Genomic DNA, 18,573 nt, shown 5'->3' on the forward strand with positions numbered 1-18,573 from the left:
GAGGGTCGGTTGGTTGCCTCGTCAGGCGCGCAGGTGCAGCTGGGCGTGGTCGGGGTCGTCGACGACGAACGGCCGGGGCGCGCGCGGCAGCCAGGTGTGGGTGACGTGGTCGACGACGTGCTCGCCCTCGGGCGCGACGATCTCGACGACGCCCTCGGGGACCTCGCCGTCATGGAGGGCGTTCCAGACGAGCCACTCGCGGCGCTTGCGGCGGTTGCGGATCGAGGTGGCGAACGACTCGGGGTTGGTCCAGTGGGCGAACTCGTCGCCGTCGAGCCACTTGAGCTCCACGCAGAGGCCCTGCGGCAGGGCGAACTGCTCGATCCGGTCGGGCGTCGTGCGGATCTCCCACTCCGGCGCCTTCGAGTAGACGTAGTCGGGGCTCATCGGGAATCCCCACTCCTCGATGTTGCGCAGCCCGAGGTCGAGGAACGCCTTGCGGTCCGACTCGATGTAGAGGCCGTGGCGCGGGAACCGGATGACCGCCTCGGCCATCCCGACCTGCCACGAGAGGTCGGCCATCGACACCTCGCCCTCGGTGGTGAGGACCATGTCGCCGTCCCACTTCCACGAGTAGCGGGTGCGGACGTGGGAGAAACACCAGTTGTAGAAGTAGGCGAGCGAGTGGACCGAGCGCTCGTTGACCGACAGGTGCTCCGCGCCGGCGCGGGCCACCTGGAACGGGTACTCCTTCAGCGTGAACCGGTGGGAGAGACCGTGCTCGGCCGCCACGCGAAGCGCCTCCTCGCCGGTGCCGTCGTCGGAGCCGTTGTCGACCAGCAGGACGTGGTCGCAGGCCCGCAGCAGCGGCGGCAGCACGAAGCGCAGGCCGGGCGCCTCGTTCTTCACCCGCAGCACCGCGGTGGCGCCGCGGGACAGGCCGCCCGGCTGGTTCCAGGGCCAGACGATGTCGAACTCCTCGTGGCCCTCGAGGTTGGTCAGGCCGTGGCCCGAGCCGATGGGGATCGTCACTGGTCGTCCCGCTCGCGCCCGAGCGCCTTGCGCGCGGCGCGTCGTACGGACGGCGGGATCGCGGCGCGGACGTCGTGCGGGACCCGGTCGGCGAGCGACCGCGGCTCGCTCGTGGTCTCGGCCAGCGCGCGACGGCGGGCCTGGAGTCGCGCGTGCTCGGCGGTCGAGCGGCTGATGGCCTCGGCCTCCTCGTAGAGCTCGACGTACGCCTCGCGCAGCTGGTCGAAGGTGGCGTGCGCGTGGGAGTTGTCGCCACCCTCGTCCGCCAGGTCGTTGAGCTGCTCCCACGTCTCCGCGGTGAGCTCGTGCAGCCGCTTGGGCAGGGCGAGGTCGTCGAGCGTGGCGGTGACGCGGCGCAGGTGCGGGTCGATGAAGCGGTGCACCTCGCGGATCTGGTCGCTGCGCGTGTGGATGATCGTCTGCAGCCCGAGCGCGTGCCCGAGGGCGGTGCTGGTCTTCACCCAGTCGGTGAGCAGGTCCTCGTAGCGCACGAAGACGCGCGCCTGCTCGGACCCGCCCTCGCCCTCGGCAGGGCGGGTGGCGCGCTCGGTGTGGAGCAACATGTTGACCCAGCTGGCGGCGAGGTGCGCCGAGCCGAGCTTGTTGGCGTAGTACTTCTGCTTGGAGCCGACGACCTCCGCCGGCGGGCGCAGCATCGTGGCGAAGACCGGCGTCGCGCCCGTACGGATCGCGGCGACCCGCCAGAGCCCGAGGAACCAGCTCAGCCGCGGGTCCTTGACGACCAGCTCGGGGTGCACGTCGAAGTGCGGCTCGAGCCACTCGCTGACCCGGATGCGGGCGGGCTCGCGGCTGCAGATCCTGCCGGTCTCGTACCACGCGCTCGGCCGCGAGTCGCTGACCTGCACCAGCGCCTCGCGCAGCCACTCGTCGTGGACGTCGACGACCCACTGCGGCTCGCTGAAGCCGCGCGGGTTGGAGTCGTCCGGCGGCACCTCGGGCAGCGGGACGTGCATGCCGAGGCGGGACACGATGCCGGCCAGGGTGCTGGTTCCGCTGCGCCCGGCCCCGGCGACGAAGAGGACCTTCCGCGGCACACCGTCGGGGTTCATCTCGTCGATCGCTCTGGCCTGGTCGGTCACGGCGGGCAGCCTACCGGCGTACGTCCCCGGGCCCCCTGCCCTAGGGTCGGGGATCGTGAAGCGGCTGTTCGCGCGGGCTCCCCTCCTCGGCGTGGTGGTCCCCGCGTGGGGGGTGGAGGACTACCTCGACGCGTGCGTCCGGTCGCTGCTCGCGCAGACCCACCGGCGGTGGGAGGCGGTCATCGTCGACGACGGCTCGACGGACCGCACGGGGGAGATCGCCGACGAGTGGGCGCGCCGCGACAACCGGATCCGGGTGGTGCACTCCGTCAACGGCGGGCTCGGCGCCGCACGCAACCTCGGTCTCCAGCACGTGCGCGGCGACTACCTCGCCTTCCTCGACTCCGACGACGTCCTCCCGCCGACGGCGTACGGCGACCTGGTGGGCGCCCTCGAGTCGTCGGGCTCCGACTTCGCGACGGGCTCGATCGTGCGCTGGGAGGGTGGCGAGCTGGTCGAGCCACCGTGGATGCGCCGGCTGCACCGCCCGCTCCGCGGCGCGCGGGCCGAGGACCGGCCCGAGATCCTCGGTGACGTGTTCGCGTGGAACAAGGTCTGGCGGCGCAGCTTCTGGGACGCCGCCGGGCTGGCCTGGCCCGAGGGCGTGCGCTACGAGGACCAGCCGACGACGACCCGGTCGTTCCTGCGCGGGTCGTTCGACGTGCTCGACGAGGTCGTCTACCACTGGCGCATCCGCGAGGGGTCGATCACCCAGACCCGCGCCTCGTCCGTGCAGGACCTCGCCGACCGGTGGGAGACCAAGCGGCAGTCGCTCGCGTCCGTGCAGGCGTACGGCTCCGCCGCGGTCGAGGAGGTCTTCGTCGACCGGGTGCTGGCCGGCGACCTGTGGCGCTACTTCCTGCTCGTGCCGGGAGCGCCCGAGGAGTGGTGGCGGCTGCTGCGCGCCGGCGTCCTCGAGATCTGGGGCCGGCGCTCGCTCGTGCACAGCGGGCTGCCGCCTGTGCACCGTCTGGCGGGCTGGCTGGTCGCGGAGGACCGGCGCGCGGACGTGACGGCGCTCATGGAGTGGGTGGCCACGCTCGACGGCCCGGCCCCGCGCGTGCAGGACGTGGCGACCGGCACCTGGCGGCTGTCGGTGCCGCCCTCCGTGCTCGACGAGTCGACGGTCCCCGTCGAGGCCCTCGCCCTGCGCGACCACGAGGTCTGACGCGGACCACCGCACAGCCGGTGGTCGAGGTGCGAGCGCCAGCGAGCCTCGAGACCACGCCGTTGGAGCATGGTCTCGAGGCTCGTCGCTAGCGCTCCTCGCACCTCGACCAGCGAGGTGAGCGCGAGGATCAGCCGAGCAGGCCCTCGGACTCGAGGAACTCCTTGGCCACGTCCTCCGGCTTGGCGCGGTCGACGGCCATCTTGCCGTTCATCTCCGTGAGGTTCTCGGTGGTGAGCGCGGCCATCAGCGGGTTGAGGATGTCGGCGACGTCCTCGTGCTCGGCGAGGAAGTCGGCGGAGACGGCCGGCACGAGGTTCTGCGCGGGCTGGATCTCCTTGTCGTCCTCGAGGACCACGAGGCCCTGCGACTCCAGGGTGCCGTCGGTCGTCGAGGTCTCGCCCAGCTGGGACTCGCCGTCGATCACCGACTGGTAGGTCTGGTCGGAGGCGTAACCGAGCTCGAGCACCTTGGTGACGTCGATGCCGTAGTCGTCGGAGAGGCCGCCCTCGCAGTCGAGGCGACCCTCGCAGTCGGGGGCCGCCGCCAGGACGACGCTCTTGCCCTCGAGGTCGGACAGCTTCGTCACGCCCTCGGAGTCGGAGTAGTCCTGGGTGACGAAGAAGGCGTTGGTGTCGGTGGCCGGGGAGATGTCGAGGAGCTCGATGCCCGCGGCCTCCAGGAGGTCGGCGCCGTCGTCGGCCAGCTGCTGGCCGTCGCCGGCCTCGAACGGCTTGGCGTTGTCGCCGTTCTCGCGAGTGTTGAGGAAGTTGACGATGCCGCCGACGTACTCCGGGACGATGTCGACATCACCCGGGAACGTCGGCATGTAGGCGTCGCGGGAGTCGACCAGCTTGGTCTCGACCGTGTAGCCGGCGTCCTCGAGGAGCTGCTCGTACATCGAGGCGACGAGCGTCGCCTCGGGGAAGTTCTGCCCCGCGATCGTGACCGAGCCCTTGTCGGCACTGGCCGAGGGGCTCGAGTCGTCGGAGGCGTTGCTGTCGTTGGAGAGGTCGTCACCGGCGCAGCCGGTGAGGGCGAGGGCGCCGGCGGCGAGGACCGCGGCCAGCGAGCGAGCGATGTGCATGGTGTTCCTTCTGTGTCCCGCAGCGTGCGGCTGCGCGTGTCCGGATGTGCGTCGTCAGCCGACGGATTCGGCGGGCGGGTCCACGGTAGCCCCGGTCACCGACAACGCGTCCGTGCGTCCACCCGTAGGTGTGCCGCGACGGGTGGGGTCGACCGCCTTCTGCACCAGTGCCGCGAGCAGCTCGAGGACCAGCGCGACGGCGGCCACGACGAGGGCGCCGGCGATGCCCTTGCCGTAGTTGGAGCGGAAGAAGCCGTCCGTGATGATCTGCCCCAGCCCGGGACCGGCGACCAGGGCCGCGATCGTCGCGGTCGCCCACACCTGCACCAGGGCCAGCCGGAGCCCGGACACCACGAGGGGCAGCCCGAGCGGGAGCTCGACCCTCCAGAAGCGCTGCATCCCCGTCATGCCCATGCCCCGGGCGGCCTCGCGGACCTCCGGCGCGACCTCGCGCATGGCGACGTACGAGTTCGTGATGATCGGTGGCAGCGCGAACAGCGTCAGCGCGAGCAGCGTCGCGAGGCCGGCGCGTCCGTAGGGGCCGAGCTGGTCGGTGCCGGGCCACGGCGCGACCACCAGCAGGGCGAGCAGCGCGAAGGTCGGGATGGCCCGCCCGACGTTGGAGATGTTGATGGCGAGGAAGCCGCCGCGCCCGAGGTGGCCGAGCCACAGCGCGATCGGCAGGCCGACGACCATCGCCATCAGGAGCGCGGTCACCGTGAGCAGGAGCTGCTGGCCCAGGAGCGCGGCGATGCCGTCACCCCCCGACCAGTTGGCGCCGTCGGAGAGGTAGCGCCACATGTCGCCGAAGACCCTCATGCCCGCACCCCCCTCGTCCACGGGGTGAGCAACCGCTGCGCCAGCACGAGCAGCGCGTCGAGGGCGAAGGCGAGGACCACGCAGAGCAGCGAGGCGGTGAAGAGCTCGGCGCGGAAGTTGGTGAGGACGCCGTCCTTGATGAGGTTGCCGAGACCGCCGTAGGCCACCAGCGACCCGACCGTCGTCAGTGCGACCGTCGAGACGGTGGCCACCCGCAGGCCGGCCATCACGACCGGGAGCGCCAGCGGCAGCTCCACCTTCAGCAGGAGCTGGCCGCGGCCGTAGCCGAGCCCCGTCGCCGACTCGCGTACGTCGTCGGGCACCGAGCGCAGGCCCTCGAGCAGGCTGCGCACGAGGATGGTCAGCGCGTAGAGGGCCAGGCCGATGACGACCGTCGTCGCCGTCAGCCCGGTGAAGGGCACCAGGAGCGGGAAGAGCGCGAGAGACGGCACGGTGTAGATGCCGGTCGTGACCGCGAGGATCGCGGACTCGAGGCGCGGCAGCCGGCGGGCGAGCAGGGCGAGCGGGAACGCGATGACCAGCCCGAGGACCACCGAGACGACGGTGATCCCGATGTGCTGGATCGTCGCGTCGACGATCTCCTGCTGGCGATCGCTGACGTAGTCCAGGCAGATCCAGTCATTGACGAGGCGGCTGTAGCAGCTCGGCTCGTCGGCCACCCCCAGTAAGGTCACCGCATGGACGCTACACGGGGCGACGAGTCGATGATCCGGCTCGAGGGTGTCGGCAAGACCTATCCCGATGGCACGGTCGCCGTGCACGAGCTCGACCTCGACGTCGCCCGCGGCGAGATGGTCTGCCTCGTCGGCCCGTCCGGGTGCGGCAAGTCGACGACGTTGAAGATGATCAACCGGCTCATCGAGCCGACCACCGGCCGCATCTGGCTCGACGGCCAGGACGTCACCGACGCCGACCCCGTCGAGCTGCGCCGCGGCATCGGCTACGTCATCCAGCAGATCGGCCTGTTCCCCCACCAGCGCATCGAGCAGAACGTGATGACGGTGCCGCTGCTCTACGGCGAGTCGAGGTCGACCGCCCGCGAGCGCGCCCACGAGCTCCTCGAGACGGTGGGCCTCGACCCGAAGCAGTACGCCCGCCGCTACCCGCACGAGCTGTCCGGTGGCCAGCGGCAGCGCGTCGGTGTCGCCCGCGCCCTCGCGGCCAACCCGCCCGTGCTGCTGATGGACGAGCCGTTCGGCGCCGTGGACCCCGTCGTACGTCACCGGCTGCAGGACGAGTTCCGCCGCCTCCAGGCCGAGCTCGGCAAGACGGTGGTGCTGGTGACCCACGACATCGACGAGGCGATCCGGATGGGCGACCGGGTGGCGGTGTTCGCTGCTGGCGGCCGCCTCGCCCAGTACGCCACCCCGGCCGACCTGCTGGCCCACCCGGCCGACGAGCAGGTGGCCGACTTCGTCGGAGCGGGCGGCCTGCGCACGCTGACCGTCACCCGGCTCCGCGAGGAGCACCTCGAGCCCCTCGACGGCGTCAACACCGGCGACCTGGGCTCGGCGATCGACATCGACTCCTCGCTCGAGGACGCCCTCGCCGCCATGCTGCGCGACGACAAGCCGATGGTCGGGGTGCGTCGCGGCCCGACGTTCGTCGGCGTACTGACCCCGGCGGGCGTGCACCGCGCCCTGCGCGAGTCGCTGCGCTGACCCGAGCCGGGTCAGTCCCGGGAGACCGTGACGTCCTTGTGCCAGGACTCGGTGACGTACTTTGTGACCCAGCCCATCGAGGTGTAGAGGCCGTCGGCGCCGGTCGGTGAGTCGGCATCGACCTCGAGGCCGACGCGGTCGCGACCGCGGGAGGCGGCGTCGGCGATGATCGTGCGGAGCAACCCGGTCGCGACGCCGCGGCCGCGGGCGGACGCGAGGACGCCGAGGTAAAAGACGTAGGACCCGTCCGGACCGGCGTCCGACTCGCTGACGGTGCCGACGAGGGCGCCGGCCGCCTCGACCTCCGGCCCGTCGACGATCTCGGCGACCCACCAGTGGTCCCAGCGGTGGCCGGGGTCCTCGCGCAGTCGGTGGATGAACTCGTCGAAGGTCTCCTCCGCGGAGTTGAAGTGGTCGGTGAACGCGCCCTCGAGCACGTCGTGCACCGCCCGGAGGTCGGCCTCCGACGGGCGGCCGTCGTCCCCTCGCTCGACGAGCCTGAAGACCACGCCGTTGCGCTCCCAGCGGGCCGGGTCGGGCACCAGCCCGGACTCCTGCGGCTCCACCGGGCGGCTCATCTGCCACCAGGTCCGGACCCGCTCGAAGCCGGCGCCCGCGAGCCAGCGCTGCTGGCGGACGTCACCGGCGAAGGCACCGGTGTCGACCTGCTGCACGCCCAGTCCGCGTGCCGCACCGACGGACTGTGCCTGCACCCCGGCCCATGCGAACAGCAGGTCGCTGCACCGGTCGGCGAGCTCGTCGTCGAGGTCGCGGTCGACGACGTGGACGAGCAGCATCCGACCCTCGGCGCGGTCGTGGACGCTCCCCCACGCCCGGATGACGCCGGCGGGGTCGACCACCACGACGTTCTCCCGCATCGCGAGCCCGAGCGTCTCGACCAGGACCTCGTCCTCACCGGACCCCGCCCATCCTCGGCCGGCGTGCTCGTGCGCTCGCAGCAGCTCGGCGAGCCGGGCCACCGTCGGCGGGTGGGTCCCGTCGGGCGTCTCGACCGCCCAGCCCTCGGGGAGCCCGGTGTCGTGCGGCAGCACGTCTGCGGGATGGCTCTCGAACCGGTTGTCCTCGGGGATCACGGGCGGCCATTCTTCCGCACGGCCGGGAGCGGTGGTGCGACGAGCTGCGGCAGGTCAGGCGCTGCGGTGGTCCCGGCGGGCGGCGGCGGCGCGGAGGGAGTCGACCTCGGCGCGGAGCACGTCGAGCTCGGCCTCGAGCTCGGCGACCGTCACGATCGCCTCGGCGGCGCGGCCGTCGGCGGCGTCGCGAGCGCGCTCGGCGGCGTCGCGGCCACGGTCCGCGGCGTCGGCGCGGCGGGTCTCCTGGGCGCGCTTCATGGCCTGCTCGGCGGCGTTCTTCTGGGCTGACGAGAGGGCGCGCTCGAGCACGTCGATGGCCTCCTCGCGCTCACTGATCTTGCGGCGCATGTCGGCGGCGAAGGCGGCCGACTCGGCGGTACGACGCTCGGTGAGGGCGCGGTACTCCTGGGCCTGGACGGCGCGGTCCTGCGCCGCCTCGACCCGGGCGGCCATCAGCTCGGAGTGGGTGATGCGCGTCGCGGCGGCACCGGCCAGGACGGCCAGGACGGCGGCGAACGCGGTGAGGACGACGGAGGAGGAGGCGATGGCGCCCAGCACGACCGCGGCAGCGACCGCGAGCAGGGCGATGGCGACGACCAGGCGCGTGCTGCGCTGGCGTCGGCGAGCGGGCGTGCGTGACGCCTGTGACTGCTGGGGCTGCTGGGAAGGCATGCGGCCAGACTAGGGCTGGGGACGACCGCCGTCCGTGCGACACGCACGCTCGAGGGCGAGGGAGGCCAGCGTCACGGCGGCGCCCGCCACGGCCGCGATGACGGCCCGGAGGATCCACCGGTCGGCGAGCTGGGAGTCGTCACCGAGCCAGCTGACGGCGTACCCCGCGTATCCGGCGGCGGTCAGGGCGCCACCGAGGGCGCATGCGCGGGCGAGCACGAGCCGGTTCATCGCCTGGTGCACCTCGAGCCGCTGGCCGCGCACCTGGACGGTCTGCCAGGTGTGCCACGCGAGGAAGCCCATGATCACCGCCACCAGCACGACGGCCAGCGTCTGCGTCCACGACACGAGCGGTGCGCGACCGGTGGCCGCGCTCAGGACGGGGTGGATCGCCCAGCCACCGACCAGCCCGACCACGACGCACGTGGTCAGCGCGCGGGCCGACGTCGGTCGGAGCGAGCCGCGCGGCTCCGGGGGCTCCTCGGGTGGGTTCTCGCTCATCCAGCCTTGCTCAGTTGACCTCGAGCGAGATGTCGTCGCGCTTGCGGACGCCCGAGGTGTCGGCCGACGAGAGCAGCTCGGCGATCGGACCCCGGTCGGGGAAGACCGCGTCGGGCTCGAGGTCGTGCCACGGCTGCAGCACGAAGGCGCGCTCGTGGGCGCGGGGGTGCGGCAGGCGCAGGAAGTCCTCGTTGGACCGCCGGTCGCCGACGACGATGAGGTCGACGTCGAGGGTGCGGGGCGCGTTGCGGACGTCGCTGCGCTCACGGTCGAAGGCGTCCTCGACCGCGAGGGCGCGCTCCATCAGGCGGGCCGCGGGGAGCGTGGTGTCGGCGAGCACGACCGCGTTGAGGTAGGGCCCGGAGCCGTCAGGGGCGTCGACGGGCTCGGTCTCGTAGACCGGCGAGACGCCGGTGACGAAGAAGTCCGGGGTGTCGGCCAGCGCGTCGACGGCGCCCTGCAACGCCGCGAGCCGCTCGCCGAGGTTGGAGCCGAGGGCGACGACCACCCGACGGATCGGGTGCATCTCGCCGGTGAGCGAGTCGGTGTCCACGATGTTCGGGTTGGGGGTCTCAGTCATTGAGCGTTGCCTCGCGTTCTGGTGATCGTCAGCGCGACGTCCGAGTACGTCGCGTCGATGGGTGCATCAGGCTTGTGGAGCGTGACCCGCGTCCATTCAACACGACGGTCGCTCAGGCACACATCGGCGATGCGCTGGACGACGGTTTCTATCAGGTCGACCGGATCGCGCTCCACGGCGGCCTTCACCTCGAGCGCCAGCGTCCCGTAGTTCACCGTCTCCGCGAGGTCGTCCGACGCCGCGGCCGCCCGGGTGTCGATGCCCAGCACGAGGTCGACGACGAAGACCTGCCCCTCCCGCTTCTCGAAGTCGAAGACCCCGTGGTGCGCGAAGCACTCGAGTCCGGTGATCGACAGCTCGTCCGTCACGGGGCGCCTTCCATCGCGGCGACGACGGCGAGCGCGTCGCGGGTCGCGCGTACGTCGTGCACGCGCAGGTAGTCGACGCCGCCCGAGGCCAGGAGCGCCACCAGCGCCGCGTGGGCGTGCTCGCGCTGGTCGACCGGTCGCGGACCCTCGTCGCCCGCCAGCAGCGAGCCGAGGAACGACTTGCGGCTCGCCCCGACCAGCAGCGGGCAGCCGAGGGCGGCGAAATCGTCGAGCGCGCGCAGCAGCTCCCAGTTGTGGTGCGGCTTCTTCGCGAACCCCAGACCGGGGTCGAGCACGATCCGCTCGCGCGGGATGCCGGCCGCCACGGCGGCGTCGAGCCGGTCGCCCAGCTCGCGGCACACGGTCGCCGCGACGCCGTCGGGCTCGTAGTCGGTGAAGTCGCGCATCCGGTCGGCGTGGGCCCGCCAGTGCATGGCGACGTAGGTCGCGTCGCTGGCCGCCACCACGTCGAGGATCGCCGGGTCGGCCAGGCCACCCGAGACGTCGTTCACGACCACGGCGCCCGCCTCGAGCGCGGCCGCCGCGACCTCGGCCCGCATCGTGTCGACCGAGACGACGGCGCCGGCGGCGGCGAGCTCACGGATGACCGGGACGACCCGATCGAGCTCTGCAGCGGCGTCGGGCCGGATGGCACCTGGACGGGTCGACTCGCCGCCGATGTCGAGCAGGTCGGCGCCCTGCTCCAGCAGCAGCCGGCCATGGGCCACCGCCGCCTCGGTCGTCACGAACCGGCCGCCGTCGGAGAACGAGTCGGGCGTCACGTTGACGATGCCCATCACCCGGGGCGCGCGGGGCTGGTGGCCAGCCCCGGTCATCGGCTCACCTGGTGCCCGAGTGGATCAGCGCCATCGCCTCGGCGCGGGTGGCCTGGTCGGTGAGGAACGAGCCGCGCACCGCCGAGGTGATCGTGCGGGCGCCGGCCTTCCTGACGCCGCGCATCGTCATGCAGAGGTGCTCGGCCTCGATCACCACGATCACGCCGCGGGCCTCGAGGATCTCCAGCAGCGCGTCGGCCACCTGCGTGGTCAGCCGCTCCTGCACCTGGGGCCGCTTGCTGTAGACGTCGACGAGCCTCGCGAGCTTGGAGAGCCCGGTGATCTTGCCGGTCTCGGCCGGGATGTAGCCGACGTGCGCCACCCCGGTGAACGGCACCAGGTGGTGCTCGCACATCGACCACAGCTCGATGTCGCGCACCAGCACCATCTCGTCGTGCCCGAGGTCGAAGGTGGTGGTCAGGACGTCCCGAGCGGTCTGCCGCAGGCCCTGGGTGAGCTCGGCGTAGGCCCGCGCGACGCGCGCAGGCGTCTCGCGCAGGCCCTCACGGTCCGGGTCCTCACCGATGGCGAACAGGAGCTCGCGGACCGCCGCCTCGGCGCGCTCGTGGTCGAAGGCGGGCACCTCCTCGGGCGCGCGCTCCGGCACGGTGATCGGGTCGGTCACGGCGCGTCCGGGGACGGCGGCGTCGGGGTGTCCGGGTGGACGTCGGGCCCACCGTGCACGTCTCCCCCGGCACCGGGCGGCGTGAGGATGGCGCCACCGTCGGACTCCTCGGCGACCGCGCCCGCGTGGACGCGGTCGCGGATCTCCTGCGGGATGTCGACCGGCGGGATCGACGACGGCACGCGGTCGGGCGACCCGGTCCACGCGGGACGGACCGGGCTCATCCGAAGCGGCTCGAAGACCGCGGCGATCTCAGCCTTGTCGAGCGTCTCCTTGTCGAGGAGCTCGAGCACCAGCGCGTCGAGGACGTCGCGGTTGCGCTCCAGGATCTCGAAGGCCTCCTGGTGGGCGTGGCCGAGCAGCGCCTTGACCTCCTCGTCGACCGCGGCGGCGGTCTCCTCGGAGTAGTTGCGCGTGTGGCCCATGTCGCGGCCCAGGAAGGGCTCGGAGTTGCTGTCGCCGAGCTTGACCGCGCCGAGGCGCTCGGTCATGCCGTACTGCGTCACCATCGCGCGGGCGAGGTTGGTCGCCTTCTCGATGTCGTTGCCGGCACCGGAGGTGACGTCGTGGAAGATCAGCGCCTCCGCGGCCATCCCGCCCAGCATGTAGGCGAGGTTGTCGAGCATCTCGCTGCGGGTCTGCGAGTACTTGTCGCGGTCGGGCAGGACCATCGTGTAGCCCAGCGCGCGACCGCGCGGCAGGATCGTCACCTTGTGCACCGGGTCGGTGCCCGGCAGCGCCGCGGCGACCAGGGCGTGACCGCCCTCGTGGTAGGCGGTGATGAGCTTCTCGCGCTCGCTCATCAGGCGCGTACGACGCTGCGGGCCGGCGATGACGCGGTCGATCGCCTCGTCGAGGGTGTCGTCGGTGATCAGCTTCTGGTTGCTGCGGGCGGTGAGCAGCGCGGCCTCGTTGAGCACGTTGGCCAGGTCGGCACCGGTGAAGCCGGGGGTGCGCCGCGCGATGCTCATCAGGTCGATGTCCTGAGCGATCGGCTTGCCGCGCGAGTGCACCTGCAGGATCTTGTGACGGCCGTTGAGGTCGGGCGCGTCGACCTGCACCTGCCGGTCGAAGCGACCGGGGCGCAGCAGCGCGGGGTCGAGCACGTCGGGGCGGTTGGTGGCCGCGATGAGGATGACCCCGCCACGCACGTCGAAGCCGTCCATCTCGACCAGCAGCTGGTTGAGCGTCTGCTCCCGCTCGTCGTGACCGCCGCCCATGCCGGCGCCGCGGTGGCGGCCGACGGCGTCGATCTCGTCGATGAACACGATGGCCGGCGGGTTCTCCTTGGCCTGCTCGAAGAGGTCGCGCACCCGGGACGCACCCACGCCGACGAACATCTCGACGAAGTCCGAGCCCGAGATCGAGTAGAACGGGACGCCCGCCTCGCCCGCGACGGCGCGGGCGAGCAGCGTCTTGCCCGTGCCGGGCGGGCCGTAGAGCAGGACGCCCTTGGGGATCTTGGCGCCGACGGCCTGGAACTTGGCGGGGTCGGTGAGGAACTCCTTGATCTCCCCGAGCTCCTCGATGGCCTCCTCGCAGCCGGCCACGTCGCTGAAGGTCGTCTTCGGCATGTCCTTGGTGATCAGCTTGGCCTTGGACTTGGCGAACTGCATGACGCCGCGTCCGCCGCCGCCCTGGGCCTGGTTCATCAGGAAGATGAAGAGCAGGATGATCAGCGCGAAGGGCAGGAGCGTGGCGAGGAGCGAGCCGAGGAAGCTCGGCGAGGGCGTCTCGGCCTTGTAGGACTCGATCGTCCCCTTGTCGTACTGCTCCTGGGCTGCGGCGATCAGCCGCTCCTCGTCGCCGGCGACGTAGGTCGCGACGACCTTGTCACCGTCGGCGCGGGCGCCGCTGTCGAGCGTGGCGCGCACCTCGTAGTCGGCGCCGTTGAACTCGATCTTGTCGACCTTGCCGTCCTGGAGGTACGACGTCATCGTGGAGGTGTTGACCTCGTCGTACCCGTCACTGGGCGCGAGGAACTGGATCGCCAGCAGCACCGCGAAGGCGGCGACGACGATCCAGATCCAGGGACCCTTGAATATGCGCTTCACAGGCAACTTTCACCGGTTGGGAGTTGGTGGGGCGACCGTACAGGTCGCGCGGGAGCCCATTCTTTCAGGCGGGGTGAAGCGAGGCGACCACTTCGCCCTCTGTCGGCGACCGGTCCCCCGCGCTCACGAGTAGACGTGCGGCGCGAGCGTGCCGATGTCACGCAGGTTGCGGTAGCGCTCGCGGTAGTCGAGGCCGTAGCCGACGACGAACTCGTTGGGGATGTCCCAGCCGACGTACTTGGGCTCGACAGGCATCGACAACGCCTCGGGCTTGCGCAGCAGCGTGGCGATCTCGACGCTGGCCGGGTTGCGGCTCGAGAGGTTGTTGACCAGCCAGCTCAGCGTCAGCCCGGTGTCGATGATCTCGTCGACGATCAGCACGTCACGCCCGCTGATGTCGGTGTCGAGGTCCTTGAGGATCCGCACCACGCCGCTCGACTTCGTGCCGGAGCCGTAGGAGCTCACGGCCATCCAGTCCATCTCGAGGTGGACCGGCATCGCCCGCGCAAGGTCCGCCATCACCATCACCGCACCGCGCAGCACGCCGACGACGAGCAGGTCGCGGCCCTCGTAGTCCTCGGTGATCTGGAGCGCCATCTCTCCCAGTCGCTGCTGGATCTGCGCCTCGGTGAAGAGGATGTTGACCAGGTCGTGCTCCACGTGGGACGAGTCCATGGGCTGCAGCCTAGTCAGGGGCGCTCGAGCACGAGCAGGCCGTCACGACGCAGCGCGCGGAGGTGCCCGGGGAGGTCGACCCACTGCTGGCCGCGCCACGCGACGAGGAGGCGGTCGACCTCAAGGACGTGGCGCCGGGTCAGCTCGGCCGGGGGCACGCCGGCGGCGAGGGCGGAGGCGTGGATGACCCGGTGGCGCAGGGCCGGCGGCTGGGCGGCGAGCGCCTCGACGTCGAGCCCCTCGGCCCGGCGGGCGGCGTCGAGCGCGGCCCGCGCCAGGTCGTCGAGGAGCGCGGTGTCGTCGCGCAGCTGGTCGGCCGTGCGGGCGAGCGCCTCGGCGATCCCGGGGCCGAGCTCGTCCTCGAGGACCGGCAGGACCCGGCGTCGTACGCGCACCCGGGTGTAGCCGGGGTCGTCGTTGTGCGGGTCGTCCCACGGTTCGAGGCCCTCGACCTGGCAGGCGGTGAGGGTGTCGTCACGTCGTACGGCGAGCAGCGGTCGCGCGAACACCCCGAAGCCCGGCCGCATCCCCTGCAACGAGCGGCCACCCGAGCCCCGGGTGAGACCGAGCAGCACCGTCTCGGCCTGGTCGTCCAGGGTGTGGCCGAGCAGCACGAGCCGGGCCGAGAGCCGGTCGGCGACCTCCTCCAGGACGGCGTACCTCGCCTCGCGGGCCGCCGCCTCGGGTCCCAGCCCGGAGCTGCCGTCGACCTGCACACGAGCCGTCAGGGTCTCGTCGACGCCCAGCTCCGCGAGATGGGACACGACGCGACCGGCCTGCTCCGCGGAGCCGGCCTGGAGGCCGTGGTCGACGGTGACGCCGACGACCCGCAGGCCGAGCTTGTGCCCCTCGAAGACGGCGGCCGAGGCGAGAGCAAGCGAGTCGGCGCCCCCGCTGCACGCGACGGCGACGACGTCGCCGGGGTCGAGGGGCGACAGCGTCGCGCGGACCGGCACCCGGACCGCGGCGACGGACGGGTGGAGCGTCACAGGACGCGGGTGATCCAGGCGTCGGGGTCGGTGATCTCCGCCTTCGACGGCAACGTCTCCGGTCCGCTCCAGACGGCGTTGAAGTCGTCCATGCCGACCTTGTCGACCACGTGGCGGACGAAGCCGGCGCCGTCGCGGTACTGCGCCATCTTGGCGTCGAGGCCGAGCAGCCGGCGCAGCAGCTTGTCGAGGGTGCCGACGCCCTGGCGGCGCTGGTTGAACTTCTTGCGGATCTTCTCCACCGACGGGATCACGGTGGGTCCGACGCCGTCCATCACGACGTCGGCGTGGCCCTCGAGCAGGGACATCACGCCGGTGACGCGGTCGAGGACCTCCTTCTGCTCGGGCGTCGAGACGAGGTCGATGATGCTCCCGCTGCCGCTCCTGATCGCCTCCGCACCGCGGCGCAGGCCGTCGAGGAGCGCGCTCGGCTCGATCGACCCAGCCACCTGGTCCATCTGGGCGAGCAGGTGGTCACCGAGCCAGGGGTTGGCGGTGAACTGGACCCGGTGCGTCTCCTCGTGGAGGCAGACCCAGAGCCGGAAGTCGGTCGGGTCGGCGCCGATCTCGCGTTCGGTGTGGACGATGTTGGGCGCGACCAGGAGCAGCCGGCCGTGGGGCGCGTAGAAGGGGTCGAACTGGCCGAGCACCTTGGTGCCGAGGAAGCCGAGCATCAGGCCGACCTCGGCGCCGGTCACCCGTGAGCCGATCGCGCCGGCGACGGCGCCGGGCTGGCCCTTCTTCTCGACCAGCCGGTCGACGATCGGGGCGAGGATCTTGGCGAAGCCGTCGGCGTTGGCCTGGATCCACCCGCCCCTGTCGACCACGAGCACCGGCGCGGTCCCGGCCTCGGTGCGCAGACCGGTGAACTCCTGCACCAGCGGGGTCGAGCGGTCGGCGCCATCGCGCAGCTCCGCGACCGCCGCGAGCGCCTCGTCGGTGGACACGACCGGCCCCGGCCCGGCCACCCTGGACCCGACGGTCACCGCGAAGTCCCAGTCCACCATGTTCATGCTGCGACAGTAGCCGGGAGCGAAGAATCGCTGGTCGAGGTGCGAGGAGCGCCAGCGACGAGCCTCGAGACCCGCGATGCCGCACGTGGTTTCGAGGCTCGCTGCGCTCGCACCTCAACCACCGGAGAGGTCAGGGAGTCGAGCAGCGGCAGGCGGCCAGCGCGGCGGCGGCCCGGTCGAGCGCCTGCTGGGCGTCGAGCTTCTTCGCGTCCGGCGACTTGTCGGCGCCGAAGACGAAGGCCATCGGCTCGCCGTCGCGGCCGACGGCGATGCCCGCGAGGGCGTGCACCCCGGTCAGGGTGCCGGTCTTGGCGCGCACCAGTCCGCGGGCGATCGCCGGGCCCTCGTCGAAGCGGTAGGTCAGCGAACCGGTGAAGCCGGCGATCGGCAGGCCGGTGACGAGATTGCGCAGGTCTTCGCCGTCCGGGCCGGCGGCGTGCTGGACGAGCGCGAGCATCGTGGCGGTGGAGACGCGGTTGCGTCGCGACAGGCCCGAGCCGTCGTACACCTCGTCGCCGGTCACGTCGATGCCCAGCCCGCGGAGGGTGTCGAGGACCGCGGCGGCGCCGCCGGCGAAGGACCCATCCCCCGACACCGCGAGGCCGATCTGGTGGCCGACCACCTCCGCACCCTCGTTGTCGCTGACGTCGATGATCCGCTCGGCGATCTCCGAGAGGGGTGCGCTCTCGACGGAGGCGAGCTCCTCGGTCCCGGGCGGTACGACGACCCGCTCGGGCGCGCCGACCACCTTCAGGCCCGCTGAGGCGAGGGCGGAGGCGAACACCTGGGCGGCGGCCAGCGAGGGGTCGTCGGACCGGGACAGCTGGTCGGGCGCGATCCCGCTGTCGACCATCAGCGCCGTGATGGGGCTGACGATGTCGTCGGGCACGTAGTCGCGGCGCCACGCCGGGTTGTCCGTCGGCCCGGTGAAGAGGCTGTCGTCGAAGCGGACCGTGACGCGACCGCGCCCGCCGAGGGCCTTGGCCGCGGTGAGGGCGAGGGTGGTCACGTCCGCCCGGGCGGGGTACGTCGACTCGGCCTCGGCGAGCGTCAGCGGCTGGCTCACCAGCAACGGGTCGCCGCCACCGACCAGGACCACCTCGCGCGGCCTCTCGCCGCGCACGACCCTGGTCGTGAAGGTGTGGTCGGGTCCGAGGGTGGCGAGCGCGGCTCCGAGAGTCAGGAGCTTGGTCGTCGAGGCGGGCAGGTAGCGCCCGTCGCCGGTCGTCCACACCGGCCCGCCCGGGGTCAGCGAGCCCACGGCGCCGACGACGTGCCTGCCGAGGTCGGGGTCGGCGAGGTCGGCGGTGACGGCGGCAGCGACGCGGTCCGGGACGACGTCCGCGTCCGTCGGGACCGGGTCCGGCTCGTCCACGGCGGTGTCCCACGCGGGCAGCTCCAGCCCGGCGGGCGGGGGGACCGCCTCGGGCTCGGTCGCCGGGTCGGCGGCGAGCCACGGGAGGTAGCGCTGGCCCCACTCGAAGCGGTAGGCCCCGACGCCGGCGCCGAGGATCGCCAGGACGAGCACCACCGGCAGCCAGCGGCTCACGAGGTGGCGTACCTCACGTCCCCTCCGTTTGGACCCTCTCGCTTCGCGCATCGGGGTCATTGTGCGCGAGACTGCCCCCAGGACGACGCGTCGGGCCCACCGCCGGACGCGCGACGAGGGCCCGATGACGTGCCGAGATGGAGGAAGACGTGCTGACGTTCGACGTGCTGGTGGAGATCCCCAAGGGTGAGCGCAACAAGTACGAGGTCGACCACGAGACCGGGCGCATCCGCCTCGACCGCATGCTCTTCACCTCGACCGCCTACCCGGCCGACTACGGCTTCATCGAGAACACCCTCGGCCAGGACGGCGACCCGCTCGACGCGCTGGTGATCCTCCAGTCGCCGACCTTCCCCGGCTGCATCATCGAGTGCCGCGCGATCGGGATGTTCCGGATGACCGACGAGGCCGGCGGCGACGACAAGGTCCTCTGCGTGCCCGCCCACGACCCGCGCCTCGAGCACCTGCGCGACATCAACCACGTCTCCAAGTACGACCGGCTCGAGATCCAGCACTTCTTCGAGGTCTACAAGGACCTCGAGCCCGGCAAGTCCGTCGAGGGCGCCGACTGGGTCGGCCGCACCGAGGCCGAGGCCGAGGTCCAGGCCTCCTTCGAGCGCTTCACGACCGAGGGCCACGGCGACGACCTCGACAACATCGCCGACGACAGCCTCGGCGAGGACGCCTGAGCCTCGGGCCTCTCGCGCTGTAACGCCGGGTTAGCTGCTGTACCCACCCCCGTGCATGGGGGTGGTCACAGCTCGTAACCCGGCGTTACAGGCGTTCTGG

At 72.1% G+C, this 18,573-nt stretch carries 20 protein-coding genes; 3 read left to right on the forward strand and 17 right to left on the reverse strand.

Annotation, left to right across the window (positions count from 1 at the left end; genetic code table 11):
- Positions 1–21: 21 nt before the first annotated feature.
- Both L2K70_RS09395 and L2K70_RS09400 read right to left on the reverse strand, forming a co-directional pair.
- Positions 22–972: a glycosyltransferase family protein gene (locus tag L2K70_RS09395; RefSeq protein ID WP_236401579.1), complete on the reverse strand. Its 951-nt coding sequence runs from the start codon at positions 970–972 to the stop codon at positions 22–24.
- Positions 969–2,072: a sulfotransferase family protein gene (locus L2K70_RS09400; RefSeq protein WP_236401580.1), complete on the reverse strand. Its 1,104-nt coding sequence runs from the start codon at positions 2,070–2,072 to the stop codon at positions 969–971. The genes L2K70_RS09395 and L2K70_RS09400 overlap by 4 nt, the downstream gene beginning before the upstream one ends.
- A 55-nt stretch (positions 2,073–2,127) precedes the next feature.
- Between L2K70_RS09400 and L2K70_RS09405 the strand changes: the two genes are divergently transcribed.
- Entirely contained in the window at positions 2,128–3,240 is a 1,113-nt protein-coding gene (locus L2K70_RS09405; protein WP_236401581.1) for a glycosyltransferase family 2 protein, read from the forward strand.
- Between the two features lie 130 nt (positions 3,241–3,370).
- On the opposite strand, the gene L2K70_RS09410 is transcribed toward L2K70_RS09405, so the two are convergent.
- From L2K70_RS09410 to L2K70_RS09420, 3 genes are read right to left on the reverse strand one after another with little or no spacing between them, the layout of a single operon-like run.
- Positions 3,371–4,327 (reverse strand): ABC transporter substrate-binding protein, encoded by a 957-nt coding sequence (locus L2K70_RS09410; RefSeq protein ID WP_236401582.1) that lies wholly within the window; start codon positions 4,325–4,327, stop codon positions 3,371–3,373.
- 54 nt (positions 4,328–4,381) lie between these two features.
- The gene (locus L2K70_RS09415) at positions 4,382–5,146 is read right to left on the reverse strand and encodes an ABC transporter permease (RefSeq protein WP_236401583.1); all 765 of its coding nucleotides are present in this window, start codon (positions 5,144–5,146) and stop codon (positions 4,382–4,384) included.
- Entirely contained in the window at positions 5,143–5,841 is a 699-nt protein-coding gene (locus L2K70_RS09420) for an ABC transporter permease (protein ID WP_236401584.1), read from the reverse strand. The genes L2K70_RS09415 and L2K70_RS09420 overlap by 4 nt, the downstream gene beginning before the upstream one ends.
- Positions 5,842–5,844: 3 nt before the next feature.
- Here L2K70_RS09420 and L2K70_RS09425 point away from each other — a divergent pair, with 3 nt between their 5' ends.
- Positions 5,845–6,828, forward strand: a complete 984-nt coding sequence (locus L2K70_RS09425; RefSeq protein ID WP_372477482.1) for an ABC transporter ATP-binding protein — start codon at positions 5,845–5,847, stop codon at positions 6,826–6,828.
- A gap of 11 nt (positions 6,829–6,839) precedes the next feature.
- Here L2K70_RS09425 and L2K70_RS21635 read toward each other — a convergent pair whose 3' ends face one another.
- From L2K70_RS21635 to dacB, 12 genes are all read right to left on the reverse strand, one after another.
- Positions 6,840–7,922 carry a GNAT family N-acetyltransferase gene (locus L2K70_RS21635; RefSeq protein WP_236401585.1) on the reverse strand — a complete coding sequence of 361 codons (1,083 nt, stop codon included), beginning with the start codon at positions 7,920–7,922 and terminating at the stop codon, positions 6,840–6,842.
- Positions 7,923–7,976: 54 nt separating this feature from the next.
- The gene (locus L2K70_RS09435; protein ID WP_236401586.1) at positions 7,977–8,594 is read right to left on the reverse strand and encodes a hypothetical protein; all 618 of its coding nucleotides are present in this window, start codon (positions 8,592–8,594) and stop codon (positions 7,977–7,979) included.
- 9 nt (positions 8,595–8,603) lie between these two features.
- Positions 8,604–9,095, reverse strand: a complete 492-nt coding sequence (locus L2K70_RS09440) for a DUF3180 domain-containing protein (RefSeq protein WP_236401587.1) — start codon at positions 9,093–9,095, stop codon at positions 8,604–8,606.
- A 10-nt stretch (positions 9,096–9,105) separates the two neighbouring features.
- Positions 9,106–9,675: a 2-amino-4-hydroxy-6-hydroxymethyldihydropteridine diphosphokinase gene (gene folK / locus L2K70_RS09445; RefSeq protein WP_236401588.1), complete on the reverse strand. Its 570-nt coding sequence runs from the start codon at positions 9,673–9,675 to the stop codon at positions 9,106–9,108.
- On the reverse strand, positions 9,672–10,043 hold the full coding sequence (gene folB, locus L2K70_RS09450) for a dihydroneopterin aldolase (RefSeq protein ID WP_236401589.1): 372 nt from the start codon (positions 10,041–10,043) through the stop codon (positions 9,672–9,674). Before folB ends, folK begins: the two co-directional genes overlap by 4 nt.
- The gene (folP, locus tag L2K70_RS09455) at positions 10,040–10,879 is read right to left on the reverse strand and encodes a dihydropteroate synthase (protein WP_236401590.1); all 840 of its coding nucleotides are present in this window, start codon (positions 10,877–10,879) and stop codon (positions 10,040–10,042) included. The genes folB and folP overlap by 4 nt, the downstream gene beginning before the upstream one ends.
- Positions 10,880–10,883: 4 nt before the next feature.
- Positions 10,884–11,504, reverse strand: coding sequence for a GTP cyclohydrolase I FolE (folE, locus tag L2K70_RS09460; RefSeq protein ID WP_236401591.1), 621 nt, complete (start codon positions 11,502–11,504; stop codon positions 10,884–10,886).
- Positions 11,501–13,558 carry an ATP-dependent zinc metalloprotease FtsH gene (ftsH, locus tag L2K70_RS09465; RefSeq protein WP_372477483.1) on the reverse strand — a complete coding sequence of 686 codons (2,058 nt, stop codon included), beginning with the start codon at positions 13,556–13,558 and terminating at the stop codon, positions 11,501–11,503. The genes folE and ftsH overlap by 4 nt, the downstream gene beginning before the upstream one ends.
- 123 nt (positions 13,559–13,681) lie before the next feature.
- The gene (gene hpt, locus L2K70_RS09470; protein ID WP_129476244.1) at positions 13,682–14,233 is read right to left on the reverse strand and encodes a hypoxanthine phosphoribosyltransferase; all 552 of its coding nucleotides are present in this window, start codon (positions 14,231–14,233) and stop codon (positions 13,682–13,684) included.
- A gap of 14 nt (positions 14,234–14,247) precedes the next feature.
- A complete protein-coding gene (tilS, locus tag L2K70_RS09475) occupies positions 14,248–15,222 on the reverse strand; it encodes a tRNA lysidine(34) synthetase TilS (RefSeq protein WP_236401593.1) in 975 nt (324 codons plus the stop codon).
- The gene (locus tag L2K70_RS09480) at positions 15,219–16,235 is read right to left on the reverse strand and encodes an Rv3626c family coenzyme F420 biosynthesis-associated protein (protein WP_308195778.1); all 1,017 of its coding nucleotides are present in this window, start codon (positions 16,233–16,235) and stop codon (positions 15,219–15,221) included. The genes tilS and L2K70_RS09480 overlap by 4 nt, the downstream gene beginning before the upstream one ends.
- A 130-nt stretch (positions 16,236–16,365) precedes the next feature.
- Positions 16,366–17,784 carry a D-alanyl-D-alanine carboxypeptidase/D-alanyl-D-alanine endopeptidase gene (gene dacB, locus L2K70_RS09485; protein ID WP_236401594.1) on the reverse strand — a complete coding sequence of 473 codons (1,419 nt, stop codon included), beginning with the start codon at positions 17,782–17,784 and terminating at the stop codon, positions 16,366–16,368.
- Positions 17,785–17,921: 137 nt separating this feature from the next.
- Between dacB and L2K70_RS09490 the strand changes: the two genes are divergently transcribed.
- Complete coding sequence (locus L2K70_RS09490) at positions 17,922–18,473, forward strand: inorganic diphosphatase (protein ID WP_443689304.1); 552 nt, start codon at positions 17,922–17,924, stop codon at positions 18,471–18,473.
- Positions 18,474–18,573: the final 100 nt, after the last annotated feature.

Origin of the sequence: Nocardioides potassii, assembly GCF_021648885.1 — a bacterium.
GTDB classification, from domain to species: domain Bacteria; phylum Actinomycetota; class Actinomycetes; order Propionibacteriales; family Nocardioidaceae; genus Nocardioides; species Nocardioides potassii.